This window comes from Streptomyces sp. NRRL WC-3742, from assembly GCF_000720635.1.
Lineage (GTDB): Bacteria > Actinomycetota > Actinomycetes > Streptomycetales > Streptomycetaceae > Kitasatospora.
Genome location: NZ_JOCF01000001.1, coordinates 184,507 through 207,526, shown reverse-complemented (window position 1 = coordinate 207,526; position 23,020 = coordinate 184,507). Strand labels below are relative to the sequence as shown.

The window sequence follows — 23,020 nt, the reverse complement described above, 5'->3', positions numbered from 1 at the left end:
GACATGATCGCCATGCAGGAGCTCGTCCAGCGGACCATCGACCACCTGGTGGAGTCCGGCGCCGAGCTGGGCGTCCAGGTCGCGGTGTACCGGCACGGTGAGCTGGTGGCGGACGCGGTCGCGGGCGCCGCGGACCCGGAGGGCGGCCGTCCCGTCACCCCGGACGTCCCGTTCTTCAGTGCCTCCACGGGCAAGGGCGTGACGGCGACGGTGGTGCACGTCCTCGCGGAGCGCGGCGCCCTCGACTACGACACGCCGATCGCCGAGCTCTGGCCCGAGTTCGGCGCCCACGGCAAGGGCGGGGCGACGATCCGCCACGCGCTCACCCACTCCCTCGGCGTCCCGGCGGTGCCCTCCGACCTGACGGTGAAGGACCTCTCCGACTGGGACGGGATGTGCGTCCTGATCGCCGGTACCGAGCCCTGGTGGGAGCCCGGCACCAGGACGGGTTACCACGCGGTGACCTGGGGCTTCGTCATGGGCGAGATCGTCCGCCGGGCCACCGGCAAGCCGATCTCGCAGGTGCTGGAGGAGGAGGTCGCAACGCCGCTGGGCATCGCCGACGAGCTGTACTTCGGCGTCCCGGAGGCCGAACTCGGCCGCCTCGCCCGGCTGGAGGACGCGCCCGGTTCCGCCGAGATGCTGGCGGCGATGCCCGACCTGCCGCTGTTCAAGGCCACCCCGCCCGCCGTCACCCCCAGCGCCGGCTACGGCAACGACCCCCTGGTGCTCACCTCGGACATCCCCTCGGGCGGCACGATGTCCGCCCGTGCGGTGGCGCGGATGTACGCCGCGCTGCTGGGCGAGGTGGACGGCGTGCGGCTGATCTCGCCGGAGCGGCTGCGCGAGGTCACGGCCCTGGCCACGGCCGACGTCGACCAGATGATCGGCTTCCCCGCCCCGCGCGCCCTCGGCTACAACCTCGGCCGCCCGGGCGCCGACCCGCAGCAGACGCTGAGCGTCTTCGGCGTGCCCGGCATGGGCGGCAGCGCGGCCTACGCCGACACCGCGACCGGCTTCTCCTTCGCCGTGACGAAGAACCGTTTCTTCCCCGGCCCGTCCGCCGCCGTCGACCGGATCAGCGAACTGGTCGCGGAGGCCGCCGCGAACTGAGGCCCCGAACGGAGGCCCCGAACTCCGCCGGAACCCCTGCCGGAACCCCCGCTGGAACCCCCGCCGGAAAGCTCCCGAAAAACTCCGCCGAAAAATTCTCCGCCAGAGTGTCGATCCAGCACCCGCCCGTTCGACGCAGGGGTGAGAGGCGGGGAGAGGCCCCGCCCGTCCGACCGAGGAGTCACCATGCCCCGCTACCTCACGCTGATCCGCATCGACGAGCAGGCCCGCGAGAACTGGGAGCCGGACCCGGGCTTCGAGCAGCGGATGGGCGCGCTGTTCCAGGAGATCACCCAGGCCGGCGTGATGCTGGAGACCGCCGGGCTCACCCCGAGCTCCCAGGGCACCCGGGTGAGCTGGGCCGACGGGAAGGTCGGCTACACCGACGGGCCGTTCACCGAGACCAAGGAGGTCGTCGGCGGCTACGCGATCCTGCAGTGCAAGGACACCGCCGAGGCGCTGGAGTGGACCCGCCGCTTCCTGCAGACCCACCCGGCGGGCTGGCAGGTGGAGGCGGAGGTCCGGCAGATCGAGGAGATGCCCGAGCCGCCGAAGTAGGACAGCGGAAGCAGGACCCGTGTCGGCGTTTGCCGCCCGCCGTCGTGGCTGCTCTGATGAGTGGTCGTGACGCACAGGAGCACCAGGGCGGCCGTGGACGCCGTGTTCCGGATCGAGTCCGCGCGGATCATCGCCGCGGTCACCCGGATCGTCCGCGACGTCGGCATCGCCGAGGAGCTGGTCCAGGACGCCCTGGTCTCGGCCCTGGAGCAGTGGCCGTCAGCCGGAGTGCCCGACAACCCGGGCGCCTGGCTGACGGCCGCCGCCAAGCACCGGGCGATCGACCTGGTCCGCCGCCGGGAGGTCTACGCCCGCAAACTCGCCGAGGTGGGGCGGTCCCTGGAGGACGCCGCACCGCCGGAGGAGCCCGACGGACCGGAGGACATCGGCGACGACCTGCTCCGGCTGATCTTCACCGCCTGCCACCCGGTGCTCTCCGCCCCCGCCCGGATCGCGCTCACCCTGCGGCTGCTCGGCGGGCTCACCACCCCCGAGATCGCCCGCGCCTTCCTGGTGCCGGAGGCCACCGTGGCGCAGCGGATCGTCCGCGCGAAGCGCACGCTCGCCGAAGCGGGCGTCCCGTTCGAGGTGCCGTACGGGCAGGACCGGGCGCAGCGGCTGTCCTCCGTGCTGGAGGTCGTCTACCTGGTCTTCAACGAGGGCTACTCGGCCACCGCCGGGGACGACCTGCTGCGCCCGCAGCTGTGCGAGGACGCGCTGCGCCTGGCCCGGCAGCTGGCCGCGCTGATGCCCCAGGAGCCGGAGGTGCACGGGCTGGCCGCGCTGCTGGAGTTCCAGGCGTCGCGCACCGGCACCCGGACGGGCCGGGACGGTCGGCCGGTGCTGCTGGCGGAGCAGAACCGCTTCCGGTGGGACGGGCGGCTGATCCGGCGCGGCTTCGACGCGCTCCAGCGGGCGGGCACCGGGCCGTACTCGGTGCAGGCCGCGATCGCCGCCTGCCACGCCAAGGCGCGCCGGTACGAGGACACCGACTGGGCGACCATCGCCGCGCTGTACGAGCGGCTGCTGGCGCTGACCCCGTCCCCGGTGGTGGCGCTGAACCGGGCGGTGGCCGTCTCGATGGCCCGGGGCCCGGAGGCGGCGCTGGAGCTGGTGGACGAGCTGGCGGCGGGCCCGGCGCTGCGCGGCTACCACCTGCTGCCGAGCGTGCGGGGTGATCTGCTGCTGCGCCTCGGCCGCCCCGCCGAGGCCCGGGCGGAGTTCGAGCGCGCGGCGGAGCTGACGCTGAACGAACGCGAGCGCGAGCTGCTGCGCGAGCGGGCCGAGGGGCTCTGACACCTGGCAGGCTGGCCGGCATGATGATCAGTGAATCCTGGCGGGACGACGAGGTGCTGGCGATCGGTCCCGAGCTGACGGACGCCGAGCTCGACGAACTGTTCGCCGCGTCCTGGCCCGGCCACCGGCCGACCTCCTTCGCCCCGGTGCTGGCCCGCAGCCTGGCCTGGGTCGCGGCTCGGCGGGGAGGCAGCCTGGTCGGCTTCGTCAACGTCGCCGGGGACGGCGGCCGGCACGCCTTCATCCTCGACACCACCGTCCACCCGGACGAGCGCCGCCGGGGCCTGGGCGTTCGGCTGGTGCGCGCGGCGGCCGAGGAGGCGAAGGCCCGGGGCGCCGAGTGGCTGCACGTGGACTACGAGCCGCACCTGGAGTCCTTCTACGCACGCTGCGGCTTCCGTCCGACCGCCGCGGGCCTCATGCGCCTCTGACCGGAGCCGGCCGCGTGCGCAGGAAGTCGGCGTCGTCGACTTCCTGTGCACGACACGGCACGACACGGCACGCCACAGCGCCCCACAGCACGCCACAGCGTTCAGCAGGCGACCGGCGAGGCGATGGCCGGGCGGACCCTGGTGAGCATCAGGTCGAGGAACTGCTCCGGGTGCCGGAAGCCGGCGAAGTGGCTGGCGTCGCGGATCAGGGCGAAGTCCTTGACCGGCGCGGTCACGTCGTCGAAGAGGCGGCGCGCGGACTCGGGCGGGGTGAGCACGTCGCCGTCGCCCTGGAAGACGAAGAACGGGATCTGGAACTCCGTCCCCTCGGCCCACTCGTCGACGCTCCGGGCCTGGAGCTGGAGCCCGAGCGAGAAGTGCATGGCCTTCATGGACGACCGCAGTCCGCGCAGCGTGTGCAGGGGCGAGAACCAGAGCGAGCGCACGACGACCGTCTTCATGGTGTCGTACGAGAGCGGGTCCGTGGTCAGGAACAGCTTGTTGAGCTCGTCGATCTGTTCGACGGTCGGGCCCTCCGGGCGGGCGCCCGCCTCCAGGACGGTGGCCAGCTGCTTCTTCTTCCCCGCCGCCCGCAGCCGCCGCACCAGCGCGTCGTACGCCGTGCGTTCCCGGCCGCCGGCGATGACGTTCTGGTCGGTGCCGACGTAGGCGCTGTACAGCTCGGGGTGGCTGCGGGCGAGCCGCAGGCCGAGGATGCTGCCGAAGGAGTTGGCGACGATCAGGAGCCGGTCGACGCCGAGGCGCTCGCGGACGTGGCGGGTGACCTCCAGGGCGTCGCGCTGGAGCTGGTCGAGGGTCAACTCGCCTTGGCCTTCGGGGGCGTTGGCGAAGGTGAACCCGGCGCCGCGCATGTCCCAGCGGACGATCGTGAAGTGCCGCTCCCAGCTGCGCGTGCGGGGGAGGTGGATCAGGTTGGAGGCGCCGGGCCCGCCGTGGATCTCCAGGATCACCGGGTTGCGGAGGTCCTCGCCGCGGATGGAGACCCAGGTGTCGAGGCCGTTGATCCGGACGAAGCCCGACTCGTCGATCCCGTTCGGCGTGCTGATGCGCAGCTGCGCGGCGAGGCGGGTGCGCTTGAGCTGCCGGTAGCCGAGCAGGCCGGCGACGGGCGCGGCGAGGGTGGCGGCGGTGAGGGCGGAGATGGTGGCGAGCATGGTGTATCCCCCAAACTGTTTAGTGCATCAGCAGTTCCGATGTGTTTAAGGTATACACAGTTCCGGGTCGCGTCAACGGGCGCCGCCGGAAGCAGAGGGAAGCAGAAGAGGGAAGGGGAGCCGGAGATGGCCAAGGAGAAGCCGCGTGACCTGCGCGCGGGCATCGCGCTGCTGTGGGGCGAGCAGGGCCGGCCGACCCGGGGCCCCAAGCCGAGCCTCACCCCGCAGCGGATCGCCGCGAGCGCGGTGGCGATCGCCGACGCCGAGGGGCTGGAGGCGGTCTCGATGGGCAAGGTGGGCGCGGAACTCGGGGTGTCCGCGATGGCGCTCTACCGCTACGTGCCGGGCAAGGCCGAACTCGTCGAGCTGATGGTCGAGGACGTGCTCGCCGAGGTGCCCGACCTGGCGGCGGCCGGCGAGGGCTGGCGGGAGCGGATCACCGCCTGGGCCCGCGCCTCCGAGGGCGTCAACCGCGCCCACCCCTGGCTGCTGGCGGCGACCGCCATGCGCCGTCAGCTCATGGGCCCCCGGCAGATCGGCTGGCTGGAGGCCGCGCTCGCCGCCCTGGAGCCCACGGGCCTGAGCGCGGTCGAGCGGCACCGGGTCTTCCTGCTGGTCGCCGGGCTCGTCCGGACGATCGCGCAGCAGCGGATGGACTTCGACGAGGAGCACAGCCGCGAGTGGGACCGCCTTGCCGGTGAGGTGCTCGAGCGCAACGCCGACCGCTTCCCGAGCTTCACCCGGGCCGTCGCGGGCGGCGCCTTCGGGCCGGACCCGGTGGATCCGCTGGAGTTCGGCCTCGGGTGCATCCTGGACGGGGTCCAGCGGCTCATCGACGAGGGCTGAGCCCGACCCCGCCGAGGTCGAGGCCCGCTGCCCGCTGCTCTACTGCCTCACCATCGGCCACCACTTCCTCCCCGCCGACCACCACGGCTTCACCCGCGCCGAAGTCCTCGCCCGCGCCGCCGAGTTGATCCTCGAACCGCTCCCCGGGGGCAGGCCCTAGAAACGGTCGGCGTTCTCCCGCGCCCAGTCACGGAAGGTGCGCGCCGGGCGGCCGGTGACGGCCGGGACGGCCTCGCTGACGGCCTCCGGATCGCCGATGCGCGCCCCGAGGAAGTCGAGGGCGCCGTCGACGATCCCGGCCGGCCAGCCGCTCGCCAGCATCCGCTCCCGGGCCGCCCCGCGCGGGATCTCCTCCCACCGGGCGGGCAACCCCGTGGCCTCGGCGATGATCCGGACCTGCTCGGCCTGGGTGATCGCCTCCGGCCCGGTGAGGTAGTGGCGGGCGCCGTCGTGCCCGTCCTCGGTCAGCGCGCGGACGGCCACCGCCGCGATGTCCCGCTCGTCCACCGGGCACAGCGCGGCCTCCCCGCCGAAGCCCCGGACGACGCCGCCCGAGCGGATCTCCTCCGCCCAGCGCAGCGCGTTCGCCGCGAAGCCGTGCGGCCGCAGCGCGGTGTGCGCGACCCCGCTGCGCGCGAGCAGCGCCTCCACCTCCCCGTCCGGACGCCCGGGGGACTGCGGCCCCGCCCCGGGAACGTCCCGGACGGCCGCCGAGGAGAGGAAGACCACCCGCCCGACCTCCGCGGCCAGCGCCTCCACCGCCTCCCGCGCACCGGCGATCGGCAGCGGCCACACCAGGAAGGCCGCGTCGGCCCCGCGCGCCGCCTCCCGCAGGGTCTCCGGGCGGCGCAGGTCGCCCTGGACGAACCCCGCCCGCCGCGCCCGCTCGCCGTCCCTGGTCAGGGCCCGCACCCGGACCCCGGCGGCCGCCAGCTGCGCCACCACCTGGCTCCCGACCACCCCGGAGGCACCCGTCACCAGGACGGTCGACACATCGTCACTTCGCTTCGTCGTCATGCCCCGACCGTAGGCGGGCGCCGCCGGGCGGCCCATGCGTACGGATCTCGCCTTCCTGCGCGATCGTCTACGGTCGTCCACGTGAACGGGGACATGAGCGGGGACACGGGCAGGGACACGGCTGTGGACGTGCTGAGCGACGTGATCGCGACCCTGCGGACGGGCGAGCCGCGCTCGGCGCGGGTCGCCTGGCGGGCACCGTGGGGGCAGCGCTTCCCGGGGGCGCCGGGCGCGGGCTTCCAGGTGATCCTGCGCGGCCGGTGCTGGCTGCTGCCGCAGACCGGTGAGCCGCTCCAACTGTCCACCGGGGACGTGCTGTTCCTCGCCCGCGGCACCGGGCACTCCCTCGCCGACGCCCCCGGTACGCCGGTCGCCGAGCCGCGCTGCGAGGAGCCGGGCGAGCCGATGCGGCCGGAGCTCCCCTCGGACACCGTCACCCTCTGCGGCGCCTACCAGCTCGACCCGCTGCACGCCCACCCGCTGCTGGCCGACGTCCCGGACGTGCTGCACCTGCCGGCCGCCGACGGGCGGCACCCGGAACTGCGGGCGGCCGTCGGGATCCTCGCCGGCGAGCTGGAGAACCCCCGCCCGGGCGCGGCGGCCGTCGTCCCGGCGCTGCTCGACATGCTGCTGCTGTTCATCCTGCGCGCCTGGTCGCAGCAGGGCCTCGCCGACGGGACGGGCGAGGGCTGGGCCTCCGCGCTCGCCGATCCCGCGCTCGCCCGCGCCCTCCAGGCCGTCCACGCCGAACCGGGCCGCGCCTGGACGGTCGAGGCGCTCGCCGCCGAGGCCCGCCTCTCCCGCGCCGCCTTCGCCCGCCGGTTCACCGCGACCGTCGGACGGACGCCGCTCGCGTACGTCACCTGGTGGCGCATGGCCCTGGCCGCCCGACTGCTGCGCGAATCCGAACTCCCGCTGGGCGCCCTGGCCTCCCGGGTGGGCTACGCCTCGGAGTTCGCCTTCTCGCACGCCTTCAAGCGCCAGCACGGCGTGGCCCCCGGCAGGTACCGCAGCGCGCTGCGGTGACGGGCGGCGCTCAGTGCGGCAGCCGGGGTGCGTCCGGATGGTAGGCGCGCTGGCGTTCGAGCGGGGCGGCGTGGAAGTCCCCGGCGCCGTTGAGGACTTCGCCCCGGCCGACGCGCAGCCCGTGCGCGCGGCCGTAGCCCTTCAGCACACCGCCGCGCCGGTCGGGGTCGGGGTGGGTGTGGGCGTCGCCGGCGGCCAGTTCGACGTCGCGCACGGAGATCGGCCCCAGCACCTGCGCGCCGTCGCCGATGCGGCAACTGCCGGTCAGCTCCGCGCCGTTGGAGACCCTGGTGCGGTCGCCGACGTGGATCCGGTCGGCACCCTGGGCCGTGATCCGGGCGCCGCCCTCGCCGATCAGCGCGCCGCGGCCGACGGCGATCCGCCCGCCGCCGCTCGCGACGAGCCGGGCGCCGCCGTACAGGACGCTCCCGGGCCCGAGTTCGCACCGGCTGCGCTCGTCGCACTCGATCGTCGCGCCCGGGTACAGCACGGTGTCCGGGCCCAGGCGGGCCCAGCGCGACACCAGCACCGAGAACGGGTCGAGCACGGAGACCTCGTGCCGCACGAGCGCCATCGTCTCGGCGGGCGTGAGGAATCCGCGCTCACGCCGTACGTCGTCCAGCCGCTGCCAGAACCTGTCATCCACCATGATCGTCGGATCATATCCACGCCGTCCGGCCCGGCCCGAGCGTCTGACGAGCCGGATAACCCGGTGCGCGAGCGTGCCGGCGGTGCCAGAATTCCCAGCCGCTACGCCCGAACCCCCGCGAGGAGACCCGTGATCGGCAAGCTGCAGTGCCTGGTGATCGACTGTTCCGAGCCGGCCGCGCTCGCCCGCTTCTACGCCGCCCTGCTCGGCGGAGAGGTGGACCGCCCAGACGCCCGCTGGACGCTCCACCCGTCCTGGTCCACCCTTCACCTGGACGGCGGCACGGTGCTCTGCTTCCAGCAGGTCGCCGACCACCGGCCCCCGCGGTGGCCCTCCGCCGAGCATCCCCAGCAGGCCCACCTCGACGTCGACGTGGCCGACCTCGACGAGGCCGAGCGCCAGGTGCTCGCCCTCGGCGCCGTCCGCCTGCACGACGCGGGCGGCTGGCGGGTCTACGCGGACCCCGCCGGGCACCCGTTCTGCCTGGTCCGGGGCTAGGGTCTGTCCGTGCCGAGGGGCCGCCCGAAGGCGGCCCCTCCCGCTGCCACGGGCGCTCAGCCCCGCAGCACCTCCATCTCGACCTCCTGCCGCGTCGCGTCCCCGGGCACCGGCAGCCGCAGGCCGGTCACGGCGAAGCCCGCCTTGACGTACGAAGCCTCGGCGCGGGCGTTGTCCTCGTGGACGAACAGCCGCACCCGCCGGATCTCCGGATCGCTCAGCGACCAGGCCCACTCCGAGGCCGCCCGCACGAGCTCCTGGAGCAGCCCGGCGCCCCGCGCCTCGGGCCGGACGAAGACCCCGACGAGGTGGATCTGCGGGATCTCGATCACGTCGCCCCCGAGGGCGCCGTCCCCGCCGGGCAGCTCGACGAGCGCCGTGATGGTGCCGAGCCAGCGCCCGTCCTCGGCCTCGGCGACGAACTGCCGGGCGGAGGTGGCGCCTGCGGAGGCGTTGGCGGCGCGGGTCTGCCAGAACTCGTCGGGCCTGGCGGCCGCCTGCTCGTGGGTCTCGAGGAAGGCGACGGCCGCGGCCGGGTCGAGCAGCGCGTCCAGCCGCATCTGCTTGACCTGTTCCCAGTCCCCGGCCCGGATCTCTCTGATGATGGTGCTCATCGCATGATGATTCCATCGGCCCAGGTGAGGGCCGCAAGTGGGTTTCCGCAGGCCCGAGCCGGGCGGCCTACGAGATCCGCCGGATCTGCCGCACCGCGAGCAGTACCAGCAGCGCCGTCAGGGCCAGGAAGATCCCCGACTCGATCGCCTGGAAGGTCCAGAACCGGTCCGAGGGCTGGTACTCCAGCACGTTGGTGTAGGGCCCGTTGCCCATGCCGTGCTCGGCCATGTTCCTGCCGCAGTCGGCGGCCGCCTGGCTCCCGGGCGGCGGGCAGCCGATGACGCCGTCGTTGAGCACGGTCGCCCCGGTGCCGTCGCGCACAGTCTGGCTGAACACCCAGTCCCCGGACAGCCGGTTGGGGAGCAGCCCGCTGTCCGCCGCGTACGTCACCGTCTTCGCCGGCAGGAGGCTCGGCCGCACCACGGTCTCGACCAGGACGCGCACCACGGCGAACGCGGCCAGTGAGATGCCCATGGCCGGCAGCACCCTGCGGGTGGCCGTGCCCACGTACACGCCCAGGGCCACCGCGAACAGCGTGTAGGCGACCGGCGTGGCACCCTGCACGTCGAAGAGCATGTAGCTGAGCCGCCCCGGCCCGGCGGTCGCCAGAGGCTCGATCCACCAGGCCACGCCGAGTGCGTAGACCACCGCCAGCAGGACCGAAACGCCGCCCACCAGGGCGAACTTGGAGAGTGCCCACTGCCGCCGGCTGATCCCCTGGGTCCACACCATCCGGTGCGTGCCGTTCTCCACCTCGCGGGCGACCATCGGCGCGCCGAGGAAGAGGCCGACCAGCGCGGGCAGCAGCAGGAGCAGGATGGCCGCGTAGAGCAGCCCGCCGTACTTGTTGTCGAAGCGCTGGGCGAGCCGTTCGCAGCTGCCGCTGTCCTGCGTCATGGTGGCGTGGCCGAGCTTGCCGAGGCAGTCGGCGAGCCCGAGGTCGTGGAAGGTGCCGCGCATCGCGAGGCCCGTGGGCACCATCACCGCGGCCAGCGCGGCCAGGGTGACGAGCATCCACAGGAGCTGCTTGCGGTGCTGGCGCCAGATCAGCCAGGTCATGCGGTCACCTCCGCGGAGAGCGGGTTGCGGGTGTCGCCCGCGCCCAGGTAGGCGAGGACGAGGTCTTCGAGGGTGATCGGGTGGACGGACCAGACGCTCTCGTCCACCGGGCCGTCGGTGCGCACCAGCAGCGTGGACTGCCGGTCGGTGTGCCCGGCCTGGATCACCGAGGCCACGCCCGGCACCGGCCCGGGGCCCACCCGGGGGCCGACCAGCGTGCAGTGCTCGGCCAGCAACTCATCGGCTGCGCCCACGAGTTGGACGTGCGAGCGGTTCAGCAGCATCAGGTGGTCGCAGACCCGCTCCAGGTCGGCGAGCAGGTGCGAGGAGAGCAGCACGGTCGTGCCGAACTCGGCGACGGCGCCCATCAGTTCCTGCATGAAGGCGTGCCGCGCCAGCGGGTCGAGCGCCGCCACCGGCTCGTCCAGGAGTAGCAGCCGGGGCTGCTTGGCGAGGGCCAGCGCCAGCGCCACCTGGGCGCGCTGGCCTCCGGAGAGCTTGCCCACCGGCCGGTCGAGCGGGATGTCGAGCCGGCTGAGCCGGTCCCGCGCGGTGGCGGGCTCCCAGCGCCGGTTGAGCTTGCCGCCCATGGTGATCAGGTCCTCGCCGCTGAACTCCCGGTAGAGCGGGGTGTCCTGGGCGACGAAGCCGATGTCGGCCATCACCTCGGCGCCGCCCCGGGGGTCCTGTCCGAACACCCGCACCTGCCCGGCGTCCGGCTGCAGCAGCCCGACCGCCAGGTGCAGCAGGGTGGACTTGCCGGCGCCGTTCGGGCCGACCAGCGCGGCGATGCAGCCGGCCGGGAGGTCGAATGAACAGCCCTCCAGTGCCCAGGACTTGCCGTACCGCTTTCCCAATCCTTGCGCCTGCAAGGCGATTTCCGTCATGTCTTCCCCCAATTGAGCGTGGCTCGCATCGTGGTGTCGATCAGCGCGGCGATGTCCTCGTGCGCGAGCCCGGCCGCCTCGGCCTTGTGCAGCCAGACGACCAGGTCCTCGCGCAGCTCGGCCTGGTTGGCCAGTGCGGGCCCGGCCAGGGTGCCGACCAGGAAGGTCCCCACCCCCGGCCGGCCCTCGGCCAGCCCCTCCAACTCCAGCTCCCGGTAAGCCTTCAGGACGGTGTTGGGGTTGATCGCCAAGGTCCGCGCCACGTCGCGCACCTTCGGCAGCTGGTCGCCGGGCTCGGCCAGCCCGACCCGCAGCGCCTGCTTCACCTGCAGCACGAGCTGCATGTAGGTGGCCACCCGTGAGCGGCCGTCGAGGACGAACTCGATCACAACCTGTTCTCCTGTCTTACGACAGTAAGACAGCATGGGCGCAGATAGGTCAAGTAGTCAACCGGAATGCGTTGTTGACGAACCGTGTACCGGAGTGGCGATCAGCCGAGGACGAGCCGGTCGCCCAGCCGCAGCCGCCCCGGCGCCGCCACCTCGGCGAGCACGTCCAGCCGCCCGTCGTGGGCGTGCACGATCGCCTTGAGGATCTCCGGGGCGTGCGGCAGCCCCGGCTGCGGCGCGGCGGTCATCGAACAGCGCTCGCTGGAGCGGACGAACGCCAGCCGGGCGCTGTCCGGCGCCTCGCCGTGCGCCTCGCGGCCGAACCATTCGTCCTCGACGAACGGCGGCGTGCCCGGCGGGGTGCGCAGCACGATGTTCGGCCGGAACCGCCGCTCGTCCACGGCCGTGAACGGGACGGCCTCGCGCAGCCAGTCCAGGGTGGCGGTGGTGAGCAGGCTGACCGGCAGGTCGTCGAAGTGCGAAACGCCGTCCTCGCGGGCGAGTTCGACGTCCGGGCGCTGGAGGTAGGCGCGCAGGAAGGCGGCCGGGTCGCCGACCCGGCGGCCGAGCGGGTCGAACAGTTCGGGCCCGTCGATCCGGTGGCCGAGTCGGGCGGACAGTCGCAGCAGGCCGTCCATCCGGCGGAACCGCCGGGGAGTGCTCTTGCCCGAGCCGAGCCGGCCGGCCGCGTCGCGGACGGCGTAGAGACGGTCGCCGGCCAGGCCGCGCACGTCCACCTCGACGGAGTCGAGCCGCTCGCCGCCGGTGGATTTCACGGGGTAGCGCCAGAGTCGCTCGATCACTCCGATGATCTCAGCCATGGCCGGAAAGCCTAGCGGCGGCTCCCGGGGATGGTCTAGACCAAGTGCGGGGCCTGCAACGGCTCGCGCGATCCGGACGAACAGCCCCCGCGCGATCCGATCGAACGGCCAGCGCGATCCGTGAGAACGGGCTCAGCCCAGGCGCGCCACCGCCCGTACGGGAGCGCCGTCCGCCGCCACCAGCCGCAGCGGGAACAGCGAGACCTCCACGGGCCGCCCGGCCTCCTGCGCCTCCAGCAGCGGCCGCAGGTCCGTCAGGTTCTCGGCGATCACCCCGCCGCCGCTCGCCCCCAGCAGCACCCGGTGCGCGGCCAGCGTCGGCTCCTCGCCGGCGGGGCGGTCGCGCTCGTCGTGCTCGTCCGTCAGGTCGGCGAGCAGCGCGGCCACCGCCGGGTCCTCCGGGCCCGGGTCCGGTGTGGGGTCGACGCTCAGCGCGTCCACCCCGACCGTCCGCACCCCGGCGGCCACGATCGCCTCGGCGGCGGCCGCGCTCAGGCTCGGGTGGGCGAGGTACGCGTCGGTGCCCCAGTGCCGGGCCCAGCCGGTGGCCAGCAGCAGCACGCTGCCCTCCCCGCAGCGCTCCAGCGCGGGCGCCAGCGACTCGGGGGTGACGACCGCCCGGGGCTCCAGCCCCCGCAGGTCCGCCACCACGGCCGGCCCGGTGAACCGCTCCAGCGGAAGCCCGTCCAGCGTGGGCCAGGTGACGTCCACGTGGTACGGCGCGTCCACGTGCGTCCCGGACTGCGAGCCCAGGTGCAGGGCCAGCACGTTCACCCCGGCCGTGGCGGTGGTGAGCGCGGGTGCCAGCACCACGGCCGGATCGCCGGGGTAGACCGGCATCGCGGTGGTCACCTGATGGGTGAGGTCGACGAGAGTCGCTGCCATGCCCCCCATGCTCCCAGGAGCGGCGCCCGCGCGGGCCCGGTCGGCGATGCCGGGCACGAACCCTCAGGTCAGGCCGGGATAGAAAGGGCGCATGGGAACAGCGAAACGTCAGCCGTGGGTGGTCGGGGTCTCGGGAGCGTCGGGGACGCCGTACGCGGCGTCGGTGATCCGGGCGCTGCTCTCCGCCGGGGAGGCGGTGGACCTGATCGTCAGCCGCGCCGCCCGGCTCACCATCCTCGACGAGACGGGCATCTCCTTCCGCGACGCCCACTGGCGCACCGACCTCGCCGCCTGGCTGGGCACCGAGGAGGCCGCCCTCGACGACGTCCGCTACTGGCCCGCCGGGGACTTCGCCGCCGGCCCCTCCAGCGGCTCGTACCCCGCCAAGGGCATGCTCGTCGTCCCCGCGACCACCGGCGCCGTCGCCGGCATCGCCCTCGGCCTCAGCAAGGACCTGCTCCAGCGCGTGGCCAGCGTCACCCTCAAGGAACGCCGCCCACTGGTCGTGTGCGTGCGCGAGACACCACTCAACGGGGTGACGTTGAAGCACCTGGTGGAGCTGGACGCACAGGGCGCCGTCGTGCTCCCCGCCTCGCCCGGTTTCTACGCCGGTGGCTCCACCGTCCGGGAGCTGGTCGACTTCGTCGCCGGACGGGTCCTGGACGCCGCCCGAGTGCCGCATTCCCTGTACCTGCGCTGGGAAGGCGAGTTGGGGGCGGCGGCCCGAAAAGCGGGCGGCGGCGAGGGCGCACGGGCTGAGGGGGAGTAAGGAGACCGAGGGCGGGAGAGTATCTTCTCTGCGATATCCGGGTCGGTCAGCGCACAGCGCCTTTGAATCCGGATAATGATCTGTGGGTCTGGTGAGGTTCGGAAGGACGCGGACGGTATATGGACACGGTGGACAGACAGCTCATCCAGGCGCTCCGGGAGAACGGCCGCGCGTCCTACGCCGAGCTGGGCCGACTGGTCGGCCTCTCCGGGCCGAGCGTCACGGACCGCATCAACCGCCTGGAGCAGGCCGGTGTGATCACCGGCTACCGGGCGACGGTCAACCCGGCCTCGCTCGGCTTCGGCGTGACGGCCCTGATCGGCCTTCAACTCACGGACGCCGCCGACCACGAGGACGTGGCGTTCCGGCTGAAGGACCTCAACGAGGTCGAGGACTGCTGGTTCATCGCCGGCGACGACTCCTACATGCTCAAGGTCCGGGTGGCCGACGTGGCTGGCCTGGAGTCGGTGGTCAAGCGGATCTCGGGCACGAAGGGCGTGGCCCGCACCCGCACCACCGTCGTACTCTCCACGAAGTGGGAGAACCGCGTGAGTGAGCTGCCCCCGGTAGGAGAGTGACGACGATGGCCCTGGTCGGTCTGGAAGAACTGCGCGCCGCCCGGCAGCGGATCGCGGGCGTGGTGGTCCGCACCCCGCTGGTCCCCGCCCCCTGGGCGGCGGACGGCGAGCGGCGGCTCTGGCTCAAGCCGGAGAACCTCCAGCCGACCGGGGCCTTCAAGACCCGGGGCGCGTACAACCGGCTGGCGGCGCTGACCGCCGAGGAGCGTGTCCGGGGCGTGGTCGCCCAGTCGAGCGGCAACCACGCCCAGGCGGTGGCCTACGCGGCGCAGCTGCTCGGGATCAAGGCCGTGATCGTGATGCCGGACACCTCTCCGGCCGTCAAGGTCGAGGCGACCCGCTCCTTCGGCGCCGAGGTGATCCTGGTCTCCCCGAGCGAGCGGGACGCCCTGCCCGGCGAACTGGCCGAGCGCCACGGGTTCGTCTGGGTGCCCCCGTACGACGATCCGTTCATCATCGCCGGCCAGGGCACGGTCGGCCTGGAGATCGCCGAGGACGCCCCCGCCGAGCTGGACACCGTCCTGGTGCCGGTCAGCGGCGGCGGCCTGATCAGCGGCACGGCGGCCGCCCTCAAGCTCACCCGCCCCGGCATCCGGGTGATCGGCGTGGAGCCCGAGCTGGCCGCCGACGCCCAGGCCAGCCTGCGCTCCGGCCGCCGGGTCCAGTGGCCGGTCGCCGACACCTACCGCACCATCGCGGACGGGCTGCGCACCCCCTCGGTCGGCGAGCTGCCCTTCGAGCACCTCACCGCCTACGTGGACGACGTGGTCACCGTCACCGAGGACGAGATCCGCGCCACCGTCGCCCTGTTGGCCCGCCGCGGCCGCCTGGTCGCCGAGCCCTCCGGCGCGGTCGCCCCGGCGGCGTACTTCCACCGGGCCGCCGAGACCGGCGGGCAGGCGGTGGCGGCCGTGGTCAGCGGCGGCAACATCGACCCCGCACTGCTCGCGGAGCTGCTGTCGGCAAAGGCGTGAGCGCATAGGCGTAACCTCGTCTCCGGCAAGGAATCGAAAGTCGGAGGAGGCGGGGCACCGCATGGACGCAGGGCTCAAGCGCGAGCTGGAGGCGAAGGTCTACGCGGGTGAGCGGCTGACCCGCGAGGACGGGATCGCGCTCTACGAGAGCGACGACCTGGCCTGGCTGGGCGGCCTGGCCCACCACGTGCGGACGCGGAAGAACGGCGACGTCGTCCACTTCAACGTCAACCGCCACCTCAACATGACCAACGTGTGCAACGCGTCCTGCGCGTACTGCTCGTTCCAGCGCAAGCCGGGCGAGAAGGACGCCTACACGATGCGCATCGAGGAGGCCGTGCGCCTGGCCAAGGCCATGGAGAGCGAGTCCCTCACCGAGCTGCACATCGTCAACGGCCTGCACCCGACCCTGCCCTGGCGGTACTACCCGCGCTCCCTGCGCGAGCTCAAGGCCGCCCTGCCGAACGTCTCCCTCAAGGCGTTCACGGCCACGGAGATCCACTGGTTCGAGAAGATCAGCGGCCTGCCCGCCGACGAGATCCTCGACGAGCTGATCGACGCCGGCCTGGAGTCGCTGACCGGCGGCGGCGCGGAGATCTTCGACTGGGAGGTCCGCCAGCACATCGTCGACCACGACACCCACTGGGAGGACTGGTCGCGCATCCACCGCCTGGCGCACTCCAAGGGCCTCAAGACGCCGTCCACCATGCTGTACGGCCACATCGAGGAGCCCCGCCACCGGGTGGACCACGTGCTGCGGCTGCGTGAGCTGCAGGACGAGACCGGCGGCTTCCAGGTCTTCATCCCGCTGCGCTACCAGCACGACTTCCACGACTCCAAGGACGGCGTCGTGCGCAACAGGCTGATGGCCCGCACGGAGATGGCCACCGGTGCCGAGGCGCTGAAGACCTTCGCCGTCTCCCGCCTGCTGTTCGACAACGTCCCGCACGTCAAGGTCTTCTGGGTGATGCACGGCGTCACCACCGCGCAGCTGGCGCTCAGCCACGGCGCGGACGACATGGACGGCTCGGTGGTCGAGTACAAGATCACCCACGACGCGGACAACTTCGGCACCCCGAACAAGCTCGGCCGCGACGACCTGCTCGGCCTGATCCGCGACGCCGGCTTCCGCCCGGTCGAGCGCAACACCCGCTACGAGATCATCCGCGAGTACGAGGGCCCGGACCTGGCGCGCCGCGAAACCCCGCAGGCCATGCGCCTCTGACCCCTCCTCGGCGCACCCCGTCACCCGGCTCGGCCCAGGTGACGGGGTGACGGTCTTCACTGCCTTCGCACGCCGTCCGGGTTTACCAACGGGTACGCCGTTTGGCAGGATCGAGACATGTCCGGTTCCCATCGCGCCACCACGTACCCGCTGTACGACCCGGCGCACGAGCCGGTGTACGAGGTGCCGCAGCAGGAGCACTACTCCTACGGCGAGCACCGGACGTACGGCCAGGATTACGGGCAGGGCTACGAGCAGGGCTACGACCAGACCTACCGGCAGCCGTACCAGCAGTCGTTCCAGCAGGCCCCTGACGGGTACTTCGAGGCGTACGACCAGCCCTTCCAGGAGTACCCGGCGCAGGAGCAGTACGCGCCCTACGAGACGTACGAACAGCCGTACGAGCCCGAGCCGGTGTACGCCTACGAGCCGGAACCCGAGCCCGAGGCCGCCCCCCTCGCCCCCGGACCTTCGACCGAACCGGCCGCCCCCGCGCCCACCGGCTCCCGCGCCGCCGCCCGGGGCCACCGCCGCAAGGCGAAGAAGAAGCGCGGCGGCAAGGCCGTGATGGCGGGCACCGCCCTGCTGGTCGCGGCCGCCGCCGGCTGGTACACCGTCGGCCAGGACGAGGCCCGCCCCGGCCTCGCCGCCGCCGACGGCCCCGCCCCGGACTCCGAGAGCCGCGCCGACCAGCCCACCCCCGCGCCCGCCGCCGTCCAGGCCGCCGACGCCCGGCAGACCCAGCCCGCGGCCGCCGGCCGCAGCCAGACCCGGGCGGACGCCTCGGTGGCCGCGATACCCGGCCTCGGCCCGACCTTCACCGCGAAGATCCCGGCCGGGACGAACCAGGTGCTGGTCGCCACCGGCCAGGACAAGAACACCGACAAGAACTCCGTCACCCTCTGGACCCGCACCCCCGAGGGCCGCTGGCTGGCCGGGGAGACCTGGCAGGGCCACAACGGCAAGAACGGCTGGACGGCCGACCACAACCAGGGCGACCTGCGCAGCCCGATCGGCGTCTTCTCCCTCACCGACGCGGGCGGCCGCCTGGACAACCCGGGCGGCAAGGTCCCGTACGACAAGGACCCGAGCTTCGTGGTCTCCGGCACGGGCTTCTTCGGCGACCAGCTGGCCGGCTCCTTCGACTACGTCGTCGCGATCAACTACAACCGGGTGGCCGGCAGCTCCCCGCTCGACATGCGCCGCCCGATGGGGGCCGGCAAGGGCGGCGGCATCTGGCTGCACGTCGACCACGACGGCCCGACCCACGGCTGCGTCTCGATACCCGAGGACAAGATGGTCCAGCTGATCCGCACCCTGGACCCCGCCGCGCACCCCGTCATAGTGATGGGCGACACAGCCTCACTGGCCGCCTGACCTCGGCGGACACCCCCGCCGAAGGGCCGCCGACCCGTCTGGGACAAGGCCCCTTGTGGGTCTCCTACAGTTCGCAGCCGATGATCCTGTGCCGGTCACGCCCAGCTGACCAGCGGGTAACCCGGTTCCATGGCAGCATGAGCGGTTCTCGCATTGTGGCACTCGGGCACTACCAGCCCCCCAAGGTCCTCACCAACGACGACCTGGCGGTGCTCGTCGACACCGATGACGAGTGGATCCGCACCCGGGTCGGCATCCGGACCCGGCACGTCGCCGAGGCCGAGACCCTGGTGGACCTCGCCACCGAGGCCGCGCAGAAGGCGCTCGCCCGCAGCGGCCGCACGGCGGACGAGATCGACCTCGTCGTCGTCGCCACCTGCACCGCGGTCGAGCGCAGCCCCAACACCGCCGCCGCCGTCGCCGCCCGCCTGGGCGTGCGAGCGCCCGCCGCGTACGACATCAACACCGTCTGCTCGGGCTTCTCCTACGCGCTGGCCACCGCCGACCACGCGATCCGCGCGGGCGCGGCCCGCCGCGCGCTGGTGATCGGTGCCGAGCGGATGACCGACACCCTCGACTGGACGGACCGCTCCACCTGCGTGATCTTCGGCGACGGCGCCGGGGCCGCGGTGGTCGAGGCCCAGGAGGAGGGCGCCGAGCCCGGCATCGGGCCGGTCGTCTGGGGCTCCGAGCCGGAGAAGGGCGACGCCGTGGTGATCACGGGCTGGAACCCGGTGATCAGCCAGCAGGGCCAGAGCGTCTTCCGCTGGGCCACCACCCAGCTCGCCCCGCTCGCCCGTCAGGCGTGCGAACGGGCCGGGATCGACCCCTCCGAGCTGAAGGGCTTCGTCCCGCACCAGGCGAACCTGCGCATCATCGACGCGATCGCCGCCAAGCTGGGCCTGGCCGACGCCGTGGTCGCCCGCGACGTCGTCGACTCCGGCAACACCTCGGCCGCCTCCATCCCGCTCGCCTTCTCCAAGCTGGTCGAACGCGGCGAACTCTCCCCGGGCGACCCGGTGCTCCTCTTCGGTTTCGGCGGCGGCCTCGCCTACGCGGGCCAGGTCGTGCGCTGCCCGTGACTCGCCCGCTCGCCTCCGGGCGCTCCTGACCCGACCCCGACGGTCGTCGCTCCCTCGCTCCTCCCTTTCGGGGTCGGCGCGCCCTTCGGCTCGGGGCGGGGGCGGCAGTAACCGCACATACCGGTGGGCGGCACCCCGTGTGAAGGGTGCCGCCCACCGGCATGTCTGGCGCGCCTGCGGCACGTCGGCGGACCTCCCCCGAGGACACGGCCGCCGTCCGTCGTCCCCGGACAGGAGGCCGGGGCTGCGCGCGGAGCGGATGGGGTGGTGGAGGGGTGGGTCTACTTGGGCGCCTTCTTGCCGGTGACGCCCAGGTACACCAGGGGAGCGAGGTTGGGCTTGAGGTCCTTGACCTTGACGCCCCAGGAGGTGAAAGCCTTCTGGTGCTCGGCCGCCGAGGCGAGCAGCGAGACCAGGGCCCCGGCGACGGCGTTCGGGTCGAGCGACTTGTCGGCCTGACCCTTCGCCTGGAGTTCCTTGACGGCTTCCGCGAGCGGCTTGGCGACCGCGTTGAGGACGGTCATGCGGATCTTGAAGAACCGCTTGTCCCCTTCCGCGGCACCGAGCGTGACCACTCGGAGAATGGCGTCGTTCTTGCGCCAGAAGGCGAGGAATCCGTCGACCAGTTCTTCCGAAGTGGTCGGGCCGGACTTCCCTGCCCAGGACTTTCCGGCCACCAGCTCTTTGAGGGTGTCGGCGTCCTTGGCCATTTCCTCGGCGATTTCGAGGACTGCGCCCTCGACATCCGGGAAGTACTGGTAGAAGGTCGCGGGGGAGGTACCCGCCATACGGGCGACGTCGATGACCTTGACGTCCCGATAGGGCGACGTGCTGAGCATCTCGCGGAGGCAGTCGAGCAGCTTCTGCCGCGTCTCCTGTCCGCGTCGCCCGGCGACGCGACCGTCGACGGTGCGAACTTGTCCTGTCATGCCGTCAGCTTACCGTGGCACGATCTTGGCGCGATTCGGTGATGCGACTATTACTCCGCACGGGGGTTGCCATAACGATCCGGGCCTCTCGGACGGTTATTCACCGCACTCGGAGGGCCGGTTGTAGCCCCCCCGTGTGCCTTTGACCCCACAGCGTGACGGCGAGTCCGCTGAGGGGTGGTCGAGTGACAGAGCGTGACGACTTTTGCCGTGAACTGCCACGGTTTCGTGCGGACTGTCCGGGCGCCGGGGTGCAAGCGACTTACGGAGCGGGCGTCAGAATCCGGCCTTTCCGTCATCGCTGACCAGGGAACCGTTCCCCGGGGCTCCTGGGCGGGGGAGGTTGGAGTTGCGCGCGGCGGCAATGGAGAATCGGGTCCGGCACCACGCGGTAGGTGCGGGACGACGGGGAGGTGGCAGCGGAGTGGACCAGCTGACGGCGCACGATCCGAGGCGGATCGGGCCCTTCGAGGTGCTGGGGCGGCTGGGCGCGGGCGGGATGGGGCTGGTCTACCTGGCGCGCTCCGCCTCGGGGCGCAGGGTGGCCATCAAGACCGTCCGGGGGGAGCTGGCGGAGGACGAGCTCTTCCGGGTCCGCTTCGCCCGGGAGATCGCGGCGGCCAAGACGGTCGGCGGTTTCTACACCGCGGCCGTGGTGGACGCCGACGCGGACGCCCGCGTGCCCTGGCTGGCCACCGCCTACATCCCCGCGCCCTCCCTGGAGGACCTGGTCGAGGAGTGCGGCCCGCTGCCGGTGGACGCCACCCGCTGGCTGATCGCCGGCATCGCCGAGGCCCTCCAGTCGATCCACGCGGCCGGGCTGGTCCACCGCGACCTCAAGCCCTCCAACGTCCTGGTGGTCGAGGACGGCCCGAAGGTGATCGACTTCGGCATCGCCGCCGGCGTCTCCAGCACCCGGCTGACCATGACCAACGTCGCGGTCGGCACGCCCGCCTACATGTCGCCCGAGCAGGCCAGGGACAGCCGCAACGTCCGGGGCGCCAGCGACGTCTTCTCGCTCGGCTCGCTGATGGTCTTCTGCGCCACCGGCCACCCGCCGTACCGGGGCTCCAACCCGGTGGAGACGGTGTTCCAGCTGCTGCGCGAGGAGCCCGACTTCTCCGGCATGCCGCACGAGCTGATGGACCTCGTGCGCGCCTGCATGCGGCAGTCGCCCGAGCACCGGCCCACCCCGGCGCAGATCCAGGCCGAGCTGGCCCCGCACCTGTTCTCCCGGGACGACGCCGCCGGCGAGGCCGGGGACTGGCTGCCCGCCAACGCGCTGGCCCTGATCGAGACCAAGCGCCGCCCGCAGCGCCCGGTGCCCGAGCCGCAGCCGCCGCACCCGGCGCCGCACGCCCCTCCGTACGTCCCGCCGCAGCCCGAGCCGGACCACCGGCCGCGCCCGCACGGCGGCGGTCGGCACGCGGGCCAGGGGGAGGGGCACGGGCCGGTGCACACGCCCGGCCCGATGACCGAGGACGGCATCCCGACCTCGAAGATCCCCTCCCCGGGCCGCCGGCCGGCGCCCGCGGGAGCCGGCGAGGTGCAGCTGTCCGGCGTCAACGTACGGATAGGCCCCGGTCCGCGCGCCGAGCACGAGCAGACCGGCCCGGACAGCGCCCCGGCCGAGACGGACTGGGTCCGCCACCCGACCCAGGCCCCCGCGCCCGCCCCCGTGCCCACGCCGCCGCCCGCCCCGGCGGCCCGCTGGCGCCCCTGGCGGTTCCGGATGTCCAACGACGTCTGGGGCACCCCGGTGGTCGCGGGCGGCACGCTCTTCGTCTCCAGCTTCGAGGTGCACGCGCTGGACATCGCCTCCGGCGAGCGCCGCTACAAGACCAGGGACGTCGCCTGGGCGCTCGCGGTGGACTCCGGCCGGGTGCACGCCGCCGACGGCCCGCACCTGTTCACGGTGGACGTCGCGGACGGCGCCGAGCGCTGGCGCAGCTCGCTGGACGGCTGGGTGTACTCCCTCTCCGCCGCCGACGGCGTGCTCTGCTGCGGCGTGCGCGGCGGCGGCGTCCAGCTGCGCTCGGCCGTGACCGGCGCCGAGCTGTGGCGGGCCGACGACGCCCAGCAGGACTACGAGAACCCGCAGGCCGGCCCCGTCCTGGTGGCGGGCGCCGCGTACTACCACGGCGCGGGGCGGCTGCGCTGTGTGGACCCGCGCGGCGCGGGCCTGCGCTGGTCCGTCGCGGTCGGCGAGGACGTGCCCTCGCACCCCGTCGAGCGCGGCGGCGTGCTGTACGTGACGGCCGGCACCCGGGTGTACGCCCTGGACGCGGCCACCGGCGCCGAGCGCTGGCGCTTCGAGGCCCCGGTGGTGATGTTCACCCCGCCCGCGCTGGACGCGGACACCGTCTACGTCGCCGACTACCTGGGCACCGTGTACGCGCTGGACGCGGTCACCGGCCGGGAACGCTGGCGGGCGCTCACCGGCAGCCGCCAGGGCGCCGAGCCGGTGGTGGTCGGCGACGGCATGGTGCTGGTGGGCAGCGGCGAGGTGCTGTACGCCTTCGAGGCGGCCGGCGGCCGCGAGCGCTGGCGCTACACCGCCCGGGGCGAGATCGTCGGCGTCCCGGCGGTCGCGGACGGCCTGGTGCACCTGGGCAGCCGGGACCACTCGCTGCACACCCTGGACCTGGCGAGCGGTCAGCTGCGCTGGGAGCTGGGCACCAAGGGCGAGCTGACGGGCTCCCCGGTGGCGGTCGGCGGGCGGGTCTTCGTCGGCTCCAAGGACCGCTGCGTGTACGCGCTGGACGCCTACTACGGCACGGCGGTGCCCGTCCGGTAGGGCGTGTCCTTCGGATCACGCCCG

At 73.3% G+C, this 23,020-nt stretch carries 24 protein-coding genes; 14 read left to right on the top strand and 10 right to left on the bottom strand.

Annotation, left to right across the window (positions count from 1 at the left end):
- Positions 1–3 precede the first annotated feature (3 nt).
- The 4 genes from IH61_RS0101020 (at position 4) to IH61_RS0101005 (ending at position 3,398) form a co-directional block, all read left to right on the top strand.
- Positions 4–1,113 (top strand): EstA family serine hydrolase, encoded by a 1,110-nt coding sequence (locus IH61_RS0101020; RefSeq protein ID WP_031063367.1) that lies wholly within the window; start codon positions 4–6, stop codon positions 1,111–1,113.
- A gap of 186 nt (positions 1,114–1,299) precedes the next feature.
- Positions 1,300–1,671 (top strand): YciI family protein, encoded by a 372-nt coding sequence (locus tag IH61_RS0101015; protein ID WP_031063365.1) that lies wholly within the window; start codon positions 1,300–1,302, stop codon positions 1,669–1,671.
- 66 nt (positions 1,672–1,737) lie between these two features.
- Complete coding sequence (locus IH61_RS0101010) at positions 1,738–2,967, top strand: RNA polymerase sigma factor (protein ID WP_031063363.1); 1,230 nt, start codon at positions 1,738–1,740, stop codon at positions 2,965–2,967.
- 20 nt (positions 2,968–2,987) lie between these two features.
- A complete protein-coding gene (locus IH61_RS0101005; protein WP_078910733.1) occupies positions 2,988–3,398 on the top strand; it encodes a GNAT family N-acetyltransferase in 411 nt (136 codons plus the stop codon).
- Positions 3,399–3,499: 101 nt separating this feature from the next.
- Here the strand turns inward: IH61_RS0101005 and IH61_RS0101000 are convergent, their stop codons facing one another.
- Positions 3,500–4,573: an alpha/beta fold hydrolase gene (locus IH61_RS0101000; RefSeq protein WP_031063357.1), complete on the bottom strand. Its 1,074-nt coding sequence runs from the start codon at positions 4,571–4,573 to the stop codon at positions 3,500–3,502.
- Between the two features lie 126 nt (positions 4,574–4,699).
- On the opposite strand from IH61_RS0101000, the gene IH61_RS0100995 reads away from it, so the two are divergent.
- Entirely contained in the window at positions 4,700–5,419 is a 720-nt protein-coding gene (locus IH61_RS0100995) for a TetR/AcrR family transcriptional regulator (RefSeq protein ID WP_051836056.1), read from the top strand.
- Positions 5,420–5,575: 156 nt separating this feature from the next.
- Here IH61_RS0100995 and IH61_RS0100990 read toward each other — a convergent pair whose 3' ends face one another.
- The gene (locus tag IH61_RS0100990; RefSeq protein ID WP_031063351.1) at positions 5,576–6,436 is read right to left on the bottom strand and encodes an NAD(P)H-binding protein; all 861 of its coding nucleotides are present in this window, start codon (positions 6,434–6,436) and stop codon (positions 5,576–5,578) included.
- 123 nt (positions 6,437–6,559) lie between these two features.
- Between IH61_RS0100990 and IH61_RS0100985 the strand changes: the two genes are divergently transcribed.
- Positions 6,560–7,462 carry an AraC family transcriptional regulator gene (locus IH61_RS0100985; RefSeq protein ID WP_031063347.1) on the top strand — a complete coding sequence of 301 codons (903 nt, stop codon included), beginning with the start codon at positions 6,560–6,562 and terminating at the stop codon, positions 7,460–7,462.
- 10 nt (positions 7,463–7,472) lie between these two features.
- Here IH61_RS0100985 and IH61_RS0100980 read toward each other — a convergent pair whose 3' ends face one another.
- On the bottom strand, positions 7,473–8,111 hold the full coding sequence (locus IH61_RS0100980; RefSeq protein ID WP_031063344.1) for a hypothetical protein: 639 nt from the start codon (positions 8,109–8,111) through the stop codon (positions 7,473–7,475).
- A gap of 129 nt (positions 8,112–8,240) precedes the next feature.
- Here IH61_RS0100980 and IH61_RS0100975 point away from each other — a divergent pair, with 129 nt between their 5' ends.
- Positions 8,241–8,609: a VOC family protein gene (locus IH61_RS0100975; RefSeq protein WP_031063340.1), complete on the top strand. Its 369-nt coding sequence runs from the start codon at positions 8,241–8,243 to the stop codon at positions 8,607–8,609.
- Between the two features lie 56 nt (positions 8,610–8,665).
- Here IH61_RS0100975 and IH61_RS0100970 read toward each other — a convergent pair whose 3' ends face one another.
- The 6 genes from IH61_RS0100970 to IH61_RS0100945 all read right to left on the bottom strand — a co-directional run bounded on the left by IH61_RS0100970 (position 8,666) and on the right by IH61_RS0100945 (position 13,265).
- The gene (locus tag IH61_RS0100970; protein ID WP_031063335.1) at positions 8,666–9,223 is read right to left on the bottom strand and encodes a GNAT family N-acetyltransferase; all 558 of its coding nucleotides are present in this window, start codon (positions 9,221–9,223) and stop codon (positions 8,666–8,668) included.
- A 67-nt stretch (positions 9,224–9,290) separates the two neighbouring features.
- A complete protein-coding gene (locus tag IH61_RS0100965) occupies positions 9,291–10,283 on the bottom strand; it encodes an ABC transporter permease (RefSeq protein WP_031063332.1) in 993 nt (330 codons plus the stop codon).
- Positions 10,280–11,140 carry an ABC transporter ATP-binding protein gene (locus IH61_RS0100960; RefSeq protein ID WP_234326970.1) on the bottom strand — a complete coding sequence of 287 codons (861 nt, stop codon included), beginning with the start codon at positions 11,138–11,140 and terminating at the stop codon, positions 10,280–10,282. The genes IH61_RS0100965 and IH61_RS0100960 overlap by 4 nt, the downstream gene beginning before the upstream one ends.
- Before the next feature lie 26 nt (positions 11,141–11,166).
- A complete protein-coding gene (locus IH61_RS0100955; RefSeq protein WP_199823249.1) occupies positions 11,167–11,595 on the bottom strand; it encodes a GntR family transcriptional regulator in 429 nt (142 codons plus the stop codon).
- A gap of 65 nt (positions 11,596–11,660) precedes the next feature.
- The gene (locus tag IH61_RS0100950) at positions 11,661–12,380 is read right to left on the bottom strand and encodes an MOSC domain-containing protein (protein WP_031063325.1); all 720 of its coding nucleotides are present in this window, start codon (positions 12,378–12,380) and stop codon (positions 11,661–11,663) included.
- A 132-nt stretch (positions 12,381–12,512) separates the two neighbouring features.
- Positions 12,513–13,265: a cyclase family protein gene (locus IH61_RS0100945; RefSeq protein WP_031063322.1), complete on the bottom strand. Its 753-nt coding sequence runs from the start codon at positions 13,263–13,265 to the stop codon at positions 12,513–12,515.
- A 91-nt stretch (positions 13,266–13,356) separates the two neighbouring features.
- Between IH61_RS0100945 and IH61_RS0100940 the strand changes: the two genes are divergently transcribed.
- The 6 genes from IH61_RS0100940 (at position 13,357) to IH61_RS0100915 (ending at position 19,270) form a co-directional block, all read left to right on the top strand.
- On the top strand, positions 13,357–14,034 hold the full coding sequence (locus IH61_RS0100940; protein ID WP_031063320.1) for a UbiX family flavin prenyltransferase: 678 nt from the start codon (positions 13,357–13,359) through the stop codon (positions 14,032–14,034).
- A gap of 119 nt (positions 14,035–14,153) precedes the next feature.
- Positions 14,154–14,612, top strand: coding sequence for an Lrp/AsnC family transcriptional regulator (locus IH61_RS0100935; protein WP_030055719.1), 459 nt, complete (start codon positions 14,154–14,156; stop codon positions 14,610–14,612).
- A gap of 5 nt (positions 14,613–14,617) precedes the next feature.
- Positions 14,618–15,586, top strand: a complete 969-nt coding sequence (locus tag IH61_RS0100930; protein ID WP_031063318.1) for a threonine ammonia-lyase — start codon at positions 14,618–14,620, stop codon at positions 15,584–15,586.
- Positions 15,587–15,647: 61 nt separating this feature from the next.
- The gene (gene mqnE / locus IH61_RS0100925; protein ID WP_031063315.1) at positions 15,648–16,811 is read left to right on the top strand and encodes an aminofutalosine synthase MqnE; all 1,164 of its coding nucleotides are present in this window, start codon (positions 15,648–15,650) and stop codon (positions 16,809–16,811) included.
- A 117-nt stretch (positions 16,812–16,928) separates the two neighbouring features.
- On the top strand, positions 16,929–18,188 hold the full coding sequence (locus tag IH61_RS48045; RefSeq protein WP_234326969.1) for a L,D-transpeptidase family protein: 1,260 nt from the start codon (positions 16,929–16,931) through the stop codon (positions 18,186–18,188).
- 137 nt (positions 18,189–18,325) lie between these two features.
- A complete protein-coding gene (locus IH61_RS0100915) occupies positions 18,326–19,270 on the top strand; it encodes a beta-ketoacyl-ACP synthase III (protein WP_031063310.1) in 945 nt (314 codons plus the stop codon).
- A 281-nt stretch (positions 19,271–19,551) separates the two neighbouring features.
- Here IH61_RS0100915 and IH61_RS0100910 read toward each other — a convergent pair whose 3' ends face one another.
- Complete coding sequence (locus IH61_RS0100910; protein ID WP_031063307.1) at positions 19,552–20,199, bottom strand: TetR family transcriptional regulator; 648 nt, start codon at positions 20,197–20,199, stop codon at positions 19,552–19,554.
- A gap of 424 nt (positions 20,200–20,623) precedes the next feature.
- On the opposite strand from IH61_RS0100910, the gene IH61_RS0100905 reads away from it, so the two are divergent.
- Positions 20,624–22,996: a PQQ-binding-like beta-propeller repeat protein gene (locus tag IH61_RS0100905; protein WP_031063304.1), complete on the top strand. Its 2,373-nt coding sequence runs from the start codon at positions 20,624–20,626 to the stop codon at positions 22,994–22,996.
- The last annotated feature ends 24 nt before the right edge of the window (positions 22,997–23,020 follow it).